13 protein-coding genes are annotated in these 14,661 nt (G+C 70.4%); 4 read left to right on the top strand and 9 right to left on the bottom strand.

What is annotated here, in order from left to right; genetic code table 11:
- Positions 1-279: 279 nt before the first annotated feature.
- Positions 280-1,239: a GTPase Era gene (gene era / locus AQJ27_RS18725; protein WP_179436579.1), complete on the bottom strand. Its 960-nt coding sequence runs from the start codon at positions 1,237-1,239 to the stop codon at positions 280-282.
- Between the two features lie 188 nt (positions 1,240-1,427).
- On the opposite strand from era, the gene AQJ27_RS18720 reads away from it, so the two are divergent.
- Both AQJ27_RS18720 and AQJ27_RS18715 read left to right on the top strand, forming a co-directional pair.
- Positions 1,428-2,774 carry an ammonium transporter gene (locus tag AQJ27_RS18720; protein WP_425275211.1) on the top strand — a complete coding sequence of 449 codons (1,347 nt, stop codon included), beginning with the start codon at positions 1,428-1,430 and terminating at the stop codon, positions 2,772-2,774.
- Positions 2,771-3,109, top strand: a complete 339-nt coding sequence (locus AQJ27_RS18715; protein WP_067369901.1) for a P-II family nitrogen regulator — start codon at positions 2,771-2,773, stop codon at positions 3,107-3,109. The genes AQJ27_RS18720 and AQJ27_RS18715 overlap by 4 nt, the downstream gene beginning before the upstream one ends.
- Here AQJ27_RS18715 and AQJ27_RS18710 read toward each other — a convergent pair.
- From AQJ27_RS18710 to AQJ27_RS18675, 8 genes are all read right to left on the bottom strand, one after another.
- Positions 3,003-4,088 (bottom strand): WxL protein peptidoglycan domain-containing protein, encoded by a 1,086-nt coding sequence (locus AQJ27_RS18710; protein ID WP_067369898.1) that lies wholly within the window; start codon positions 4,086-4,088, stop codon positions 3,003-3,005. The two genes, AQJ27_RS18715 and AQJ27_RS18710, sit on opposite strands and share 107 nt — an antisense overlap.
- An 86-nt stretch (positions 4,089-4,174) precedes the next feature.
- Positions 4,175-5,524 carry a beta-xylosidase gene (locus AQJ27_RS18705; RefSeq protein WP_201264268.1) on the bottom strand — a complete coding sequence of 450 codons (1,350 nt, stop codon included), beginning with the start codon at positions 5,522-5,524 and terminating at the stop codon, positions 4,175-4,177.
- Between the two features lie 264 nt (positions 5,525-5,788).
- Positions 5,789-6,265 carry a hypothetical protein gene (locus tag AQJ27_RS18700; protein ID WP_067369887.1) on the bottom strand — a complete coding sequence of 159 codons (477 nt, stop codon included), beginning with the start codon at positions 6,263-6,265 and terminating at the stop codon, positions 5,789-5,791.
- A 326-nt stretch (positions 6,266-6,591) separates the two neighbouring features.
- The gene (locus AQJ27_RS18695; protein WP_067369884.1) at positions 6,592-7,404 is read right to left on the bottom strand and encodes a GNAT family N-acetyltransferase; all 813 of its coding nucleotides are present in this window, start codon (positions 7,402-7,404) and stop codon (positions 6,592-6,594) included.
- 42 nt (positions 7,405-7,446) lie between these two features.
- On the bottom strand, positions 7,447-8,709 hold the full coding sequence (locus AQJ27_RS18690; protein WP_067369880.1) for an MFS transporter: 1,263 nt from the start codon (positions 8,707-8,709) through the stop codon (positions 7,447-7,449).
- Positions 8,706-10,034, bottom strand: coding sequence for a GH1 family beta-glucosidase (locus AQJ27_RS18685; RefSeq protein WP_201264267.1), 1,329 nt, complete (start codon positions 10,032-10,034; stop codon positions 8,706-8,708). Before AQJ27_RS18685 ends, AQJ27_RS18690 begins: the two co-directional genes overlap by 4 nt.
- A gap of 169 nt (positions 10,035-10,203) precedes the next feature.
- On the bottom strand, positions 10,204-10,470 hold the full coding sequence (locus AQJ27_RS18680; RefSeq protein WP_067369877.1) for a protealysin inhibitor emfourin: 267 nt from the start codon (positions 10,468-10,470) through the stop codon (positions 10,204-10,206).
- A gap of 32 nt (positions 10,471-10,502) precedes the next feature.
- Entirely contained in the window at positions 10,503-11,576 is a 1,074-nt protein-coding gene (locus AQJ27_RS18675) for a M4 family metallopeptidase (RefSeq protein ID WP_067369874.1), read from the bottom strand.
- Between the two features lie 353 nt (positions 11,577-11,929).
- Between AQJ27_RS18675 and leuA the strand changes: the two genes are divergently transcribed.
- Both leuA and AQJ27_RS18665 read left to right on the top strand, forming a co-directional pair.
- Complete coding sequence (gene leuA / locus AQJ27_RS18670; protein WP_067369872.1) at positions 11,930-13,651, top strand: 2-isopropylmalate synthase; 1,722 nt, start codon at positions 11,930-11,932, stop codon at positions 13,649-13,651.
- A 186-nt stretch (positions 13,652-13,837) separates the two neighbouring features.
- Positions 13,838-14,533 (top strand): tellurite resistance TerB family protein, encoded by a 696-nt coding sequence (locus tag AQJ27_RS18665; protein ID WP_067369870.1) that lies wholly within the window; start codon positions 13,838-13,840, stop codon positions 14,531-14,533.
- Positions 14,534-14,661 lie beyond the last annotated feature (128 nt).

The following is a 14,661-nucleotide window of genomic DNA, read 5'->3' as shown; positions in this document are numbered from 1 at the left end:
CTGGTGGCGCAGTTCCCCGCGCCCCTGAAAGCCTCGGGGCGTCCGGCGTTCGAGGCCAGCGCCAGACACCGCACCCCGCCCTGCGCCATCCACCCCGTCCCGCACCATTCAGCCTGTCCGGCGTTTGAGGCCAATGCCGAAGACGGCATCCCTCCCGCCCCGTCCCGCACCATTCAGCCCGTCCGGCGTTTGAGGACGAGGCCGTTCAGGCCGGTGGGGTGGAAGGGGCGGAGCCCCTGGGGATGGGGCGGGTAGGGGCGGCGGGGGCGAGGGAAAGGGTCAGAAGCCGAGTTTGCGGAGTTGGCGCGGGTCCCGCTGCCAGTCCTTCGCGACCTTCACATGGAGGTCGAGGAAGACCGGCGTACCCAGCAGCGCCTCGATCTGCTTGCGGGACTTGATGCCGACCTCCTTCAGCCGCTTGCCCTTGGGGCCGATGATGATCCCCTTCTGGCTGGGGCGCTCGATGTAGACGAAGGCGTGGATGTCGAGGAGGGGCTTGTCGGCGGGGCGGTCCTCGCGGGGAAGCATCTCCTCGACGACGACGGCGATGGAGTGGGGGAGCTCGTCGCGCACACCCTCCAGCGCCGCCTCGCGGATCAGCTCCGCGATCATGACCTGCTCGGGCTCGTCGGTGAGGTCACCCTCCGGGTAGAGCGCCGGGCCCTCGGGAAGGAGCGGGACGATCAGGTCGGCCAGCAGGTCCACCTGCTTGTCCCCGACCGCCGACACCGGCACGATCTCCGCCCACTCGAACCCCAGCTCCCGCCCGAGCTGATCGATCGCGATGAGCTGCTCGGCGAGTGTCTTGCTGTCGACGAGGTCGGTCTTCGTGACGATCGCGATCTTCGGCGTCTTCTTGATGGACGCCAGTTCCTTCGCGATGAAACGGTCACCCGGACCGAGCTTCTCGTTCGCGGGCAGGCAGAAGCCGATGACATCGACCTCGGCCCACGTCGTGCGCACGATGTCGTTCAGGCGCTCACCCAGCAGCGTGCGCGGCTTGTGCAGACCAGGGGTGTCGACCAGGATCAGCTGGGCGTCGGGGCGGTGCACGATGCCCCGTACCGTGTGCCGCGTGGTCTGCGGCTGGTTCGCGGTGATCGCCACCTTCTGGCCGACCAGAGCATTCGTGAGGGTGGACTTGCCCGCGTTGGGGCGGCCCACGAAGCAGGCGAAGCCGGCGCGGTGGGGTGCCTCGGACGGCTCGGATGACTGGGTACGAACGCTCATGGCGCCCATTGTCCCTGATCCACAGGCCCGCGCCGCACGCCATATGCCTTTGACCGCTCCCGCGCGGCCCTGTGAGGTTTCGGAAACCCCCACGCGATACGAAACACGCCGGAAACGCACACGTGCACAACCGGAAACGCGAGCCCGTGACTCTCTGACGACGCCCCCGCACCCAGGAGAACCGAGGAGAGCCGTCCGTGCAGTTCGTGCAGACCGTGGAGACCCTGGACACCGTCAACCTGGCCGCCGCACCCCACCTCGACACGGGCGACACCGCCTGGCTGCTCGCCGCCACCGCCCTCGTTCTCCTGATGACACCGGGCCTGGCCCTCTTCTACGGCGGCATGGTCCGCACGAAGAGCGTCCTCAACATGCTGATGATGAGTTTTGTGTCGATCGCCCTGGTCACCGTCGTATGGCTGGCGGGCGGCTACTCGCTCGCCTTCGGAGACGACGCCTTCGGGGGGCTCATCGGCGGGCTGCGGCACGTCGGCATGAGCGGTATCGGGCCGGACAGTGTGCACGGGACCGTGCCCACCCTGCTCTTCGCCACCTTCCAGCTCACCTTCGCGATCATCACCGCCGCGCTGATCAGCGGGGCGATCGCCGACCGCGCGAAGTTCGCGGCGTGGCTGGTGTTCGTGCCGGTCTGGGCGCTGCTCGTATACGTTCCCGTCGCGCACTGGGTGTGGGGTCCGGGGGGCTGGGTCCAGGCGAGGCTGGGGGCGCTGGACTTCGCGGGCGGGCTGCCGGTCGAGATCACCTCCGGCGCCTCCGGCCTGGCTCTCTGTCTCGTCCTCGGCCCCCGTCTCGGCTTCAAGAAGGACGCCATGCGGCCGCACAACCTGCCGATGGTGATGCTGGGCGCGGGGTTGTTGTGGTTCGGCTGGTTCGGCTTCAACGCCGGGTCCGCGCTGGGCGCCAACGGACTCGCCGCCGCCGCTTTCCTCAACACCCTCGCCGCCGGCTGCACCGGTCTGCTCGGCTGGCTCTTCGTCGAGCAGAAGCGCGACGGCCACCCCACCACCCTCGGCGCCGCTTCCGGTGCGGTCGCGGGTCTGGTGGCCATCACCCCGTCCTGCGGGTCCGTGTCGCTGCTGGGCGCGCTGGTCGTCGGTCTCGCCGCCGGCGTCGTCTGCTCGTACGCCGTGGGCTGGAAGTTCCGGCTGAACTACGACGACTCGCTGGACGTCGTCGGCGTTCACCTGGTCGGCGGCATCGTCGGCACCGTCCTCATCGGTGTCTTCGCCGACGCGACGATGACCGGCGGCGCCGAGGGACTGCTGTACGGCGGTGGGTTCGGACAGCTCGGCAAGCAGCTGGTGGCGGTCGTGGCCGTTGGGGCGTATGCCTTCACCGTCACGTACGGCATCGGGAAGGTGCTCGACAAGGTCGTGGGGCTGCGGGCGGACGAGGAGCACGAGCACACCGGACTGGACCTTACGGTGCACGCCGAGACCGCTTACGATCACGGGGTCCTGGGCCACGGCGCCCCGGTCTCGTCATCCCTCCCCACCGCTCAGAAGGCCAAGGCCCAGGCATGAAGCTCATCACCGCCATCGTCAAGCCGTACCGCCTCGACGAGGTCAAGACCGCTCTCCAGGAGCTCGGCGTGCACGGGCTCACCGTCACCGAGGCCAGCGGGTACGGGCGCCAGCGCGGCCACACGGAGGTCTACCGCGGCGCCGAGTACCAGGTCGACCTGGTCCCCAAGGTCCGTATCGAGGTCGTCGTCGAGGACGCGGACGCGGAGGCCGCGATCGACGCGATCGTCAAGGCCGCGCAGACGGGGAAGATCGGCGACGGGAAGGTGTGGTCCGTACCGGTCGAGACGGTCGTACGGGTACGGACGGGCGAGCGCGGCCCCGACGCACTCTGAGCCACCACCGGCGGGTACCGCCCCTGCGCGCTCCGAGCGGCCACGGGCGGGTACCGCCCCTGCGCGCCCTGATCACCACCACGGTGGCGGCGATCCCCGCGCCCGCCACCACGGCCACCAGCCACGGGAGCGCGAAGAACGACGTGCTCGCCGACTCCCGGGTGCCGGGCGCGCTGGCCGTCAACGTCACGTGGCCCCAGTCGAGTTGGGGTGCCCCGTGCCACGGTTCGGTCAGCCGGACCCGTTGCCCGGGCAGCAGCTCCGAGGGGATCTTCGTGAGCCCCCGGGACAGCAACGTACGCCCGAAGAGGCCTTCGGCCCTGAGCCGCACCTTCGGGTTCAGGGTCACGTTCCCGGTGTTGTGGAGGGTGTACGAGACGGTGGCGCCGCTCTCGCCGAGGCCGGGGACCAGGGGCTGGTGGTGGCTGATGCGGACCTTCTCGACGGCGAGGGCGGGGACGGTGGGTCCGCCGACGCGGAGGTAGATCCGGGCGCCGACCGCCCGTTGCACCGCCACCGAGGAGGTCGCCGCGTCCCCGGACTCGAGGCGCTCGTCGAGTGCGACCAGCGCGCCCGGATGGTCGCCGGGTTCGGCCTTCGCGGGCACCTGGAGAGTGAACGGCACGGTCACCGAACCGTGCGCGGGCACCGTCACCCGGGAGCGGGCGGGGTGCGCCCACGCGCCGACCCCGAGCTGCTTCTCCTTCACCGTCCGCACCGCGAACCCGCCGTCGCGCGCGGTGTTGTACGCGTCGGCGGCGTACAGCCGGAAGGTCAGCGGGGCGCCGGTCTTGTTGGCGACGGTGACCTTGTCCCGGAGGGTCTGTCCCGGGTCGGCCGAGAGGTAGAAGTACGGGCGGGCCGCGATCTGCGTGGAGACGGGGTAGACGGACCAGCTGCCGTTGTCGGCGGCGTACGCGGCGGGCGTGGTGAGCGCGAGAAGGATCACGGACAGGATGAGGACGTACAGCTTGCGCATGGGTGCGGACCCCCGCGGATGTGGGTGGACAGGCCCTGGGTGGACGGGCGGGTGCGCGCCCGGCCACCGCGGTGCGGAGGGGTGGATCAGGTGAGCGTCAGCGTGAGCACGCCGGAGTAGGAACCCGGCGGGGTGAACGCCGGTACGTCCAGTGACAGCCCGGCGTCGACGGTGAACTCACCACCGGTGAGCGCCCCGTTGGGGGTGGACGCCAGCGTCGCTCCCGCACCGCCCACCGCGCCGGACGAACCGGCCTGGCAGGTACTCGGGCTGCCCGCCTTGGTCGCGCAGGCGGGGGTCCAGCTCAGCTTCCCGGCGTCGATCTTGGCGCCGGGACCGGTGAAGTCGGTGACCTTGCCGGTCAGGGACCAGCCCGCGGGCCCGCCGCGGAAGTCCTTGACGGTCACCGTCTGCAGGGCGCCGGTGGAGGCCCCGCCCTTGCCGAAGTCCACCGCCGACAGCTGGACGGCGTCCCCGGCCTGGGACATCGACAGGGTTCCCGCCTTCACCGTGGTGGTGAGTTTCTGGGAGCCCGCGGGGACCGGGGTGTCGTCGACGACCACGTACGCCGCCGGCCCCGCGCCCTTGGTGTCGCTCCAGCTCGCGCCCTCGTACGCCACCACACCGGTCGTCGTCTTGTCGTTGACGGCCAGCGTGCCGCTGATCGAGCCCTGTGCGTCGGCGGTGGTGGTGGCGGTGTCGGCGGTCTGGGTGGCCCCCGACCGTCCGGCGAGGGTCACGCTCGCGCCCGGGGTGAAGTTGCTGCCGGTGACGGTCACGCTGTCACCGGGCTTCCCGGAGGCCGAACCGAGCGAGATGGCACGGTTGTTGGTCTGGGTTCCGTCCGTCGCGGTGATCGTCCCGGAGACCGGGGCGGGCGGGTTGGTGACCGTGCAGGGGGTGTCCAGCTCCAGGATGTAGCTGGTGTGGATGTTGTAGTCGCCGGGCGCGAGGGTGATGGCGCCCGGGCTGGTGACGGTGAAGGTGCCCGTCATGCTGAACCCCGGGAAGGGCGCGTTGCCCGCCACCGGGTCGTTCTTCCTGGGGCCCGCGACCGTGACGTCCCCCGTCTGCGCGCCGCCGAGGGCGACCTTGCCGGTGGGCGTCATGATGTCGGCGGGCAGGGCGAGGGCGGTCGGGTTGTTCGCGGCGGGCGTGACCACCTTGTACGTCACGGTGACGGTGTCACCGACCTTGGGACTGGGGTTGTCCACCGTGATGATCGCGGTGGTGGTGCCGTCGATCGGCGGAATGCCCGCGATCGCCGGCGGGATGCAGTGCGTGGCGAAGTCCACGTTCTGGGAGTCCGCGGCCGCGGCGCCCGCCGGGGCCGCCAGCGCGCCTCCCGCGGTGACCGCCAGCGCGGTCACCCCGAGCAGTGCCGCCCAGCGGCGTCTTCGGGCGTGCGAACCCCTGGTTCCCCTGTGCGTTGCCATGTGCCCCCTCCTGAGGGATGCGGGCGCAGCGGCTCGTCTGCGCCGACAGGGGGCCATTGATGTGCGGGTTGTGTGAGAAGTCAATGGAGGGCCCGGACGGTAACTGATGGGCCATCAGGTCGTGTCAATATCGTCAACTGGACACCCCTGTAGGCCAGTTGGCTGTGATCAGGCAGTTGTTCAGTTCAGTTTTTCAGGCAGTACGAGGACCGGTGCCGCCGCGCGCCGGCGACACCGGTCTTCACGCAGGTGCTGTGGCGGGGCTCAGCTGAAGACGAACGGGCCCGGTGCCTGCGCCGCACTCGCGGTGCATGTGATGGTGATGCCGAAGACGACCATCTTCAGCGAGCCCCCGTACGCGTCGAGGCTGTCGCCGGAGGCGACGGTGCCGCTGAGCGGGCCCACCGTGACCCCGCCGCCCAGCGGAATGGCGGGATTCTTCGTGCCGGTGAACGCGACGGTGCCGCCGCCGGTCTTCGCCATGGTCAGGGTGGAGGCGATGGAGTCCTGCGCCAGCGCGATCGGCGCGGTGATCGAGGTGGAGCTGAGGGTGATGGTCGCGGCCGTGCCGTCCTGGGTGGCGGTGAGGGTGGCCGCACCACCACCGCCGATCGTGCAGGTCGCGTTGATGGTCGCGGTGAGCGGGGTGACGGCCGCGGCGGTCGGCGCGAGGGCCAGGCCGGTCGCGGCGAGGGTGCCGGCGGCTAACGCCGCGGCGATTCCGAGTTGCTTGCGTCTCATCGGGTTCCCTTCCCTTGTGGGGGAATTGCCATGTGGGGATGGAGGGACGGAACCGTCTGCTCAGAGGCCGGGGCCGGGCCGGGCACACGGACGCGTCACCGGTGAACGCCGGTGCGGGTGCGGAGAGATGTGTACACGGACCGTCCGCGAGCGGGGTGCGGGACGCCAGCGGAGGCGTTTCTGACGGTCCGTCGGAACTAGCGGTTCCATTGATGCGCGAGCGGCTTGGGATTGCAAGGCATGCCGGGCGGTTTCTTCAGGGGTTGTCGAAAGTGGCCGAAGTTCGTCCCTGCCCCCTGATCGGCCCGCTCCTCGTGATCGGCCCGCTACTCGGCGAGTTCCGCGATCAGCGCCGTCGCCACCGTCCGGAACCCCAGGCGGCCGTACATCCGCGCCACGTCCTCGTCCCCGGCCGACAGGAACAGCGTCTCGACGCCCCGCTCCCGCGCGTCGGCCACGAGGGCGGCCGTGACGGCGTACGCCAGCCCGCGGCGCCGTTCGGCGGGCAGGGTGCCGACGCCCGCGATCTCGCTCACGCGGCCGACGGGCAGGTGCATCCCGGAGCAGACCACGGCGCCGTTCTCGACCGCCGCGGCCAGTACGGTGCGGCCCACGCGGATGCGGTCCGCGGCGGCGGGCACCTCGGCGGCACGGGCGGTGATCTCGGTGGCCAGTTCGCCGGTTCCGGCCTCCCCCACCGCCGTGCCCGGCGCCGCGAACGCCACATGCGGCACCGCCAACGCGCCCGCCAGGAAGGGGTCTTCGGGATCCAGGACGCGGACCAGGGGATGCGGGTCGGGCAGCGGCGCCTCCTCGTCACGGATCATCAGGGGATGCGCGTGCACCCGTAGCCCCGTCGCCTCGACCGCCTCCCGCAGGTCCGGCGTCACCTCCGCCACCCACTCGAAGGCCTCCGGCACACACAGCTCCCGCTGCCGCGCCCGCACCCGTTCGACGTCCTCGGCGGTGGCCGCCGGGCCCGTCCACTCCAGGGTGGGGCGCGCGTAGTACGGCCAGCCCGTGGCCTCCCGTACGAAGAGGGTCAGCGGGCCGAAGTCCTCGGCCCGCGCGGCGGCGCGCGGTACCGAGTCGTAGTAGCGCTCAAGACGGTCGAGGGGTGTGTCGTGCACCGTGTTCATGGAGCCATCCAAGAGCAACACCGATGCCGGTGGCACCTGAATTCACTCCACGCCCCTGATCCGCCCCACCAGCAGTGCCCCCGCCAGTCCGATCACCGCCGCCACCAGGTACAGCACCCGGTAGCCGCCCAGATACGTCACGATCGGTGCCGCCAGGGCGGGGGCGGCGACCTGGGGGAGGGCGTTGGCGACGTTGATGACGCCGAGGTCCTTGCCGCGGTCCAGGGCCTTGGGCAGGACGTCCGTCATCAGGGCGAAGTCGACGGAGGTGAAGACGCCGAACCCGATGCCGAGGACCGCCGCCGCGACGAGCGCGCCCGGCCAGGTCTGCCACCCGGAGAGGACCGCCGTCGCCACCGCCATCAGGACGCCCGACCAGATCACGAACGGCTTGCGGCGGCCCACCCGGTCCGACCACACCCCGCCGACCACGACCGTGGCGAGGAGGGTGACGCCGTTGACCGCCGTGAGGATCAGTACGCCGTTCTCGGGGTCGTCGTAGTGGAGCCGGTCGCGGAGGTAGTACAGGAGGTAGAGCAGGACCAGGGCGTTGCTCAGCTTGATCAGGAAGCGGGTCAGCCAGGCCCAGGCCAGGTCCGGGTGGCGGCGCGGACTCAGCCAGAACGAGGCCGTGAACGTGCGCCAGGACCAGGCGGGCCGCGCCGACGCCGGCAGTCGCAGGTCCTGGTACCGCAGTACGTACGGCAGCACGCCCACCAGTGTGAACACCGCGCACGCCGCGTAGCCGCCGCCCACACCCCCCGCCGCCGTCGCGAGACCCGTCCCGCCCACCACGCCCAGGATCTGCGCCGCGCCCAGCCAGCCGCCCACGGAACCCCGCTGGAGGCGGGGCACCCGGTCGGGGACCGCCGCGGTGATCGCGGCGAAGGCGGCGTTCAGGGTGAGCTGGACCAGGCACCAGCCGGCCGCCATCGTCCAGACCCCGCCCGCGCCCGCCAGGAGCAGCAGGGAGAGAGCGCCGCCCGCCGCACCCGCCACGATCCACGGCGTACGGCGGCCCCAGCGCGCCGTCGTCCGGTCGGACAGCGCGCCGAAGAGCGGGTTGGCGACCAGCGACACCACCGCGCCCGCGCCCGTGACCCACGCCAGCATCGTCTCCTTCGACATGCCGGTGCCGGGCGCGAAGTCCTCCGCCTGGGAGGCCAGCAGGATCTGCAGCGGGCCGTACCAGCCCACCCAGATCGCCCCGTTGGCGAGCGAGAGCGCCGAGGTCCAGCCCCGGCCGACCCGCTCGACGGGCTCGGCGAGCGCCTCCACGTTCGCGACGGGGTCCGCCGCCGTCATCCCCGCGCCCGCAGCGCGTCGCGCAGCCAGGTGTACGACGCCTTCGGGGTCCGCTTCAGCGTGTCGTAGTCGACGTGGACCAGTCCGAAGCGCCGCGCGTACCCCTCGGCCCACTCGAAGTTGTCCAGCAACGACCACACGAAATACCCGCGAACGTCCACGCCCTGTTCCAACGCCCGGTGCAGCGCCCGGACATGGCCGTCGAGGAACGCGATCCGCTCCTGGTCGTCGATGCCCTCGTAACTGCAGCCGTTCTCGGTGATGACGACCGGCGGGAGGCGGTCCCCGTAGCGCTCGCGGAAGCCCACGAGGAGCTCGGTCAGCGCCTCGGGGACCACCGGCCAGCCGAAGTCGGTGACCGGGTAGCCCTCCAGTTCCCGTACGGAGAAGGGGAGTTCGGCGGGCAGGGTCAGTCCGCTGAACTCGATCTCCGCGCCTTCGGGGGCGCCCACCTTGGTCGGCTGGTAGTAGTTGATCCCGTACCAGTCGATCGGCTCCGCGATGACCTTCAGATCCGCCTCGACATCGCCCGGCATCAACTCCCCGATGCCATCCGGGTATTGGCCCAGCAGCAGCGGGTCCGCGAACAGGCGGTTGAGGAGGAGGTCGTAGAAGTCGGCGGCCTCCACGTCCTCGGGCCGCTCGGAGGCCGCCCAGGTCGGGCCGTGCGAGTTGGCGATGCCGATGTCCGTGACGCCGGCCGCGCGCAGCGACCGGACGGCGAGGCCGTGGGCCAGCAGCTGGTGGTGGGCGACCGGAAGTGAGTCGAACAGGAGCTGTCTGCCCGGGGCGTGGGCGCCGAGCGCGTGGCCGAGCAGGGTGTGTTCGGCGGGCTCGTTGAGGGTGATCCACTTCTTGACGCGGTCGCCGAGGCGGGCGGCGACGACACCGGCGTACTCGGCGAAGCGCTCCGCGGTGTCCCGGTTCAGCCAGCCGCCGGCCTCTTCGAGCTTCAGCGGGAGGTCCCAGTGGAAGAGGGTGGGTACGGGGCGGATGCCCGCCGCGAGCAGGGCGTCCACCAGGCGGTCGTAGAAGTCGAGGCCGCCGGGGGAGTTCACGCGGGGCCAGGAGATCGAGAAGCGGTACGCGTCCACGCCGAGGTCGGCGAGGAGGGCCACGTCCTCGGGGTAGCGGTGGTAGTGGTCGCAGGCCACGTCCGCCGTCGAGCCGTCCTTGATGTGGCCGGGTTCGGCCGTGAACGCGTCCCACACCGACGGGTCGCGTTCGGCCGCGGCTCCCTCGATCTGGTGGGCCGAGGTGGACACGCCCCAGAGGAAGCCGGGCGGGAACTGCGGTAGGGGGTTCGTCGCCATGCGCGCGATCATCCTTACCGACAGTAAGGGAAGTCAACGGGTTGGTGTGAACTGGGAGTTACGGCTTTTTCGGGGGGCGCCCATACGGAGGGGTGGTGCGGTGTTCTTCGCGACTGCGGCCCGGTGGGGGCTTGTCGCGCAGTTCCCCGCGCCCCTGAAAAGCTCCCCTGAACCGGCGTTTCTAGGCGCCCTCCTTCAGGACCCTCGAAATCAGGCTTCGCTGTTCCTCCGTCAGTCTCGGGTCGGCGGCGTAGACCGTCTTCCCGTTCACCGTGATCTCGTAGCTGAAGCCGTCGGGGACCCCGGCGGGGCGCGTGCCCTGGCCGGAGGCGATCGCCTGCTCGGCCAGGGCATGCCACTCGGGCGCGTCGGAGCGCCCCGAGGTGTCCACCTCGGCACGGCGCTCGATGCCCGCGAATCCACCCGTGCGCCTTACCTGAATACGCATGGGTCCTGTCTAGTACGAGTCGGGCGCCGAAGCTACGACGTCGGCACCCCGACCTGTTCCCAGGCCTTCGTGACGGACTGGAGCTCCTCGCCCTCGCCGTACCGGCTCCTGGCCTGGGCGACCGTCAGCTTGGCGAAGTCGGAGAAGCTCGCCTGGGACTGGAGCTCGCCGCCGGTGAGGACGTCGTACCAGATCTGCCCGGCGCGCTCCCAGGCATGGCCGCCGAGGGACTGGGCGACCAGGTAGAAGGCGTGGTTGGGGATGCCGGAGTTGATGTGGACACCGCCGTTGTCGCGGCCGGTCTTCACATAGCCGTCCATCGTCGCGGGCTGCGGGTCCTTGCCGAGCACGTCGTCGTCGTACGCCGTGCCGGGCTCCTTCATGGAGCGCAGCGCCTTGCCGGTGACGCGCGGGGCGAGCAGGCCCGCGCCGATCAGCCAGTCGGCGTCGGCGGCGGTCTGGCCGAGCGTGTACTGCTTGATCAGCGAGCCGAAGACGTCCGACATGGACTCGTTCAGGGCGCCCGGCTGGCCGAAGTAGGTGAGGTTCGCCGTGTACTGGGTGACGCCGTGGGTCAGCTCGTGGCCGATGACGTCGACCGGGATGGTGAAGTCGAGGAAGATCTCGCCGTCGCCGTCGCCGAACACCATCTGCTCGCCGTTCCAGAAGGCGTTGTTGTAGTCGACGTCGAAGTGGACGCTCGCGGTGAGGGGCAGGCCCTCGCCGTTGATCGAGTTGCGGGCGTAGGCGTTCAGATAGAGGTCGAAGGTGGCGCCGAGTCCGGCGTAGGCGCGGTTGACCGTGGCGTCCTTGCCGGGCTTGTCGGCCTCGCCGCGGACCTTCTTGCCCGGCAGGTCCTGGTGGTGCCTGGCGTCGTAGATGGTGCGCTGCGGCTTGTCCGCGGGCGCGCCCTGGGGCGGGGCCACGGTGGGCGCGCCGATGACCGTGGTCAGCCGGCGGTGGGTGCGCTCGAAGGCGTCGCGCTCCAGGGTGCGGCGCGCGGGCCCGGCGAGCGCGGGGTCCTCGTGCTGGGCCAGCGTGTCGAGGACGTGGGGCGGCACGATGGTGCAGAAGACAGGCTCGAAGCCTGCCGGGTTCGCGGTCATGCTCGGCACAATTGCACTGAGTTACTTCGCTGTCACTACCGGCGACCAAGATTGCGTGAAATGCGGCGATAAGGAGCCCATCGGTCCGCTCTTCAGTGGTAAGAGGGCTCACTCTGAGTGGTGCGCCACACTTTTTGTCCGTTTTCTTCCTTATGTGGTCACGATCCCGCATACTGATACAGCCCTCCGGAGAGAGTGAGGCTCGGCTAGGCTGCGGAGCATCATGCGTATCGGGCTGCTTCTCCTTAGCTGCCGCGGCGAGGGCCTGTAGTCGAGGCCGACCCCCTCCCCGCGGAGTTCGGCGTTGCGCCGTCGGCCGTCCTTCCGGACACCCTCTGAGGAGCCCACGCATCATGCCGAACTTCCAGCAGTCCACCGCCATGCCGGTCCACAAGTACGGCAAGTACGAGCAGGTGGACATTCCTGACCGCACCTGGCCGGACAAGCGTGTCACCGTCGCCCCCCGCTGGCTGTCGACGGACCTGCGGGACGGCAACCAGGCGCTGATCGACCCGATGTCTCCGGCCCGCAAGCGCGAGATGTTCGACCTGCTCGTGAAGATGGGCTACAAGGAGATCGAGGTCGGATTCCCGGCCTCCGGGCAGACCGACTTCGACTTCGTCCGTTCGATCATCGAGGACGAGACCGCGATCCCGGACGATGTCACGATCTCCGTACTGACCCAGGCCCGCGAGGACCTGATCGAGCGCACGGTGGAGTCCCTGGTCGGCGCCAAGCGCGCCACGGTCCACCTGTACAACGCGACGGCCCCGGTCTTCCGCCGGGTCGTCTTCCGCGGCTCCAAGGACCAGATCAAGCAGATCGCCGTCGACGGCACGCGGCTGGTCATGGAGTACGCCGAGAAGCTGCTCGACGAGCGGACGGTGTTCGGCTACCAGTACAGCCCCGAGATCTTCACCGACACCGAGCTGGACTTCGCCCTGGAGGTCTGCGAGGCGGTGATGGACGTCTACCAGCCCGGCCCGGGCCGCGAGATCATCCTCAACCTGCCCGCCACAGTGGAGCGTTCGACGCCGTCCACGCACGCGGACCGCTTCGAGTGGATGTCGCGCAACCTGTCCCGCCGCGAGTTCGTCTGCCTGTCCGTGCACCCGCACAACGACCGGGGTACGGCTGTCGCCGCCGCCGAGCTGGCCCTGATGGCCGGCGCCGACCGCATCGAGGGCTGTCTGTTCGGCCAGGGTGAGCGCACCGGCAACGTCGACCTGGTCACCCTGGGCATGAACCTGTTCTCGCAGGGCGTCGACCCGCAGATCGACTTCTCGAACATCGACGAGGTCCGCCGCACCGCCGAGTACTGCAACCAGATGGAGGTCCACGCCCGTCACCCGTACGTCGGCGACCTCGTCTACACCTCCTTCTCCGGCTCCCACCAGGACGCCATCAAGAAGGGCTTCGACGCCATGGAGGCGGACGCCGCCGCGAAGGGCGTCACCGTCGACGACATCGAGTGGGCCGTCCCGTACCTGCCGATCGACCCGAAGGACGTCGGCCGTTCGTACGAGGCCGTGATCCGCGTCAACTCGCAGTCCGGCAAGGGCGGGATCGCCTACGTCCTGAAGAACGACCACAAGCTGGACCTGCCGCGCCGGATGCAGATCGAGTTCTCGAAGATCATCCAGGCGAAGACGGACGCCGAGGGCGGCGAGGTCACCCCGAAGGACATCTGGGCGATCTTCCAGGACGAGTACCTGCCGAACCCCGACAACGCGTGGGGCCGCATCCAGGTCAGGGCAGGCCAGACCACGACCGACCGCGACGGCGTCGACTCGCTGACCGTCGAGGCCTCGGTGGACGGCGTCGACACGGTCCTGACCGGTACCGGCAACGGTCCGATCTCCGCGTTCTTCGACGCCCTGCAGTCCGTCGGCATCGACGCACGCCTCCTGGACTACCAGGAGCACACGATGAGCGAGGGCGCCTCCGCGCAGGCCGCCTCGTACATCGAGTGCGCGATCGACGACAAGGTCCTGTGGGGAATCGGCATCGACGCGAATACGACACGCGCGTCGCTGAAGGCCGTGGTCTCCGCGGTCAACCGCGCGGCCCGCTGAGGACTTTGACCGGCACTTTCGGGGCCCTGTCCGCCTTTCGAGGCGGGCGGGGCCCCGTCGTATACCGGCCAATCGCCGTGGAGATCACGGAAAGGTCTCGTCCAAGGTACTGACTCTGCCTCAACAATGTGGCTAACATCACGCCAGCGCGGCGATGTTGCCGCGGCGTTACGGAGGTGTGCGAGCGTGCTGCCAGGATGGGGACGAAACGGTCGTGCAGTGCAGATTTCCCGCATCCTAGGCACCCGTACCGCGTGGACCACCATGGGGGACGGCGAGTTCTTCTGCCCGGGCTGCGGGGGCGACCGCAACTATCAGCGGCTCACCGGCCGGCGCCGCTTCACCCTCCTCGGCGTCCCGGTCCTGCCGCGCGGTGACACGGGACCCGTCGTCGAGTGCGCCGCCTGCGGCTGCCACTACGGCGCGGACGTCCTGGACCACCCGACCACCACCCGCTTCTCGGCGATGCTCCGCGACGCCGTCCACACCGTCGCGCTCGCCGTGCTCGCCGCCGGCGGCACCTGCTCCCGTACGTCCCTGGAGACCGCGGCGACCGCGGTGCGCTCGGCCGGCTTCGACGACTGCACGGAGGACCAGCTCGGCGCCCTCGTCGAGGCGCTCGCCGCGGACACGGGCCGGATCTTCGGGGAGCCGTGCGGGGCGGGCCTCGCCATAGAGCTGCACGAGGCCCTGGATCCGCTGGCGCCGCACCTCGCCGCGACGGGACGCGAATCGATCCTGCTCCAGGGCGCCCGGATCGCCCTGGCGGACGGGCCCTACACCCCCGCCGAACGGGACGTCCTCGCCACCGTGGGCGCGGCGCTGACGATCTGCGCGGACGACGTGACGCGACTGCTGGCGGCGGCGCGCACGCCCTCGTAGCGAGGGGCGGGAGTGACGGTCGGTGACTCAGGGTACGGTGTGAGCGACACACCGTAACCGGACCCTCGTGTTGCGCGGGGGAGAGCGGGGACCACCCTGAGCCGCAGCCTCGTCGCCGCCCTGGCCTT

The sequence above is a fragment of the Streptomyces olivochromogenes genome (assembly GCF_001514115.1).
Lineage (GTDB): Bacteria > Actinomycetota > Actinomycetes > Streptomycetales > Streptomycetaceae > Streptomyces > Streptomyces olivochromogenes.
This window is presented reverse-complemented; position numbering and strand designations above follow the sequence as displayed.

Excerpts from the sequence above, each read along its gene's own strand:
- AQJ27_RS18710 (WP_067369898.1), bottom strand. The coding sequence starts at position 4,088 with ATGCGCAAGCTGTACGTCCTCATCCTGTCCGTGATCCTTCTCGCGCTC.
- leuA (WP_067369872.1), top strand. The coding sequence starts at position 11,930 with ATGCCGAACTTCCAGCAGTCCACCGCCATGCCGGTCCACAAGTACGGC.
- AQJ27_RS18715 (WP_067369901.1), top strand. The coding sequence starts at position 2,771 with ATGAAGCTCATCACCGCCATCGTCAAGCCGTACCGCCTCGACGAGGTC.
- AQJ27_RS18675 (WP_067369874.1), bottom strand. The coding sequence starts at position 11,576 with ATGACCGCGAACCCGGCAGGCTTCGAGCCTGTCTTCTGCACCATCGTG.
- AQJ27_RS18690 (WP_067369880.1), bottom strand. The coding sequence starts at position 8,709 with ATGACGGCGGCGGACCCCGTCGCGAACGTGGAGGCGCTCGCCGAGCCC.
- AQJ27_RS18705 (WP_201264268.1), bottom strand. The coding sequence starts at position 5,524 with ATGGCAACGCACAGGGGAACCAGGGGTTCGCACGCCCGAAGACGCCGC.
- era (WP_179436579.1), bottom strand. The coding sequence starts at position 1,239 with ATGGGCGCCATGAGCGTTCGTACCCAGTCATCCGAGCCGTCCGAGGCA.
- AQJ27_RS18685 (WP_201264267.1), bottom strand. The coding sequence starts at position 10,034 with ATGATCGCGCGCATGGCGACGAACCCCCTACCGCAGTTCCCGCCCGGC.
- AQJ27_RS18700 (WP_067369887.1), bottom strand. The coding sequence starts at position 6,265 with ATGAGACGCAAGCAACTCGGAATCGCCGCGGCGTTAGCCGCCGGCACC.
- AQJ27_RS18695 (WP_067369884.1), bottom strand. The coding sequence starts at position 7,404 with ATGAACACGGTGCACGACACACCCCTCGACCGTCTTGAGCGCTACTAC.
- AQJ27_RS18680 (WP_067369877.1), bottom strand. The coding sequence starts at position 10,470 with ATGCGTATTCAGGTAAGGCGCACGGGTGGATTCGCGGGCATCGAGCGC.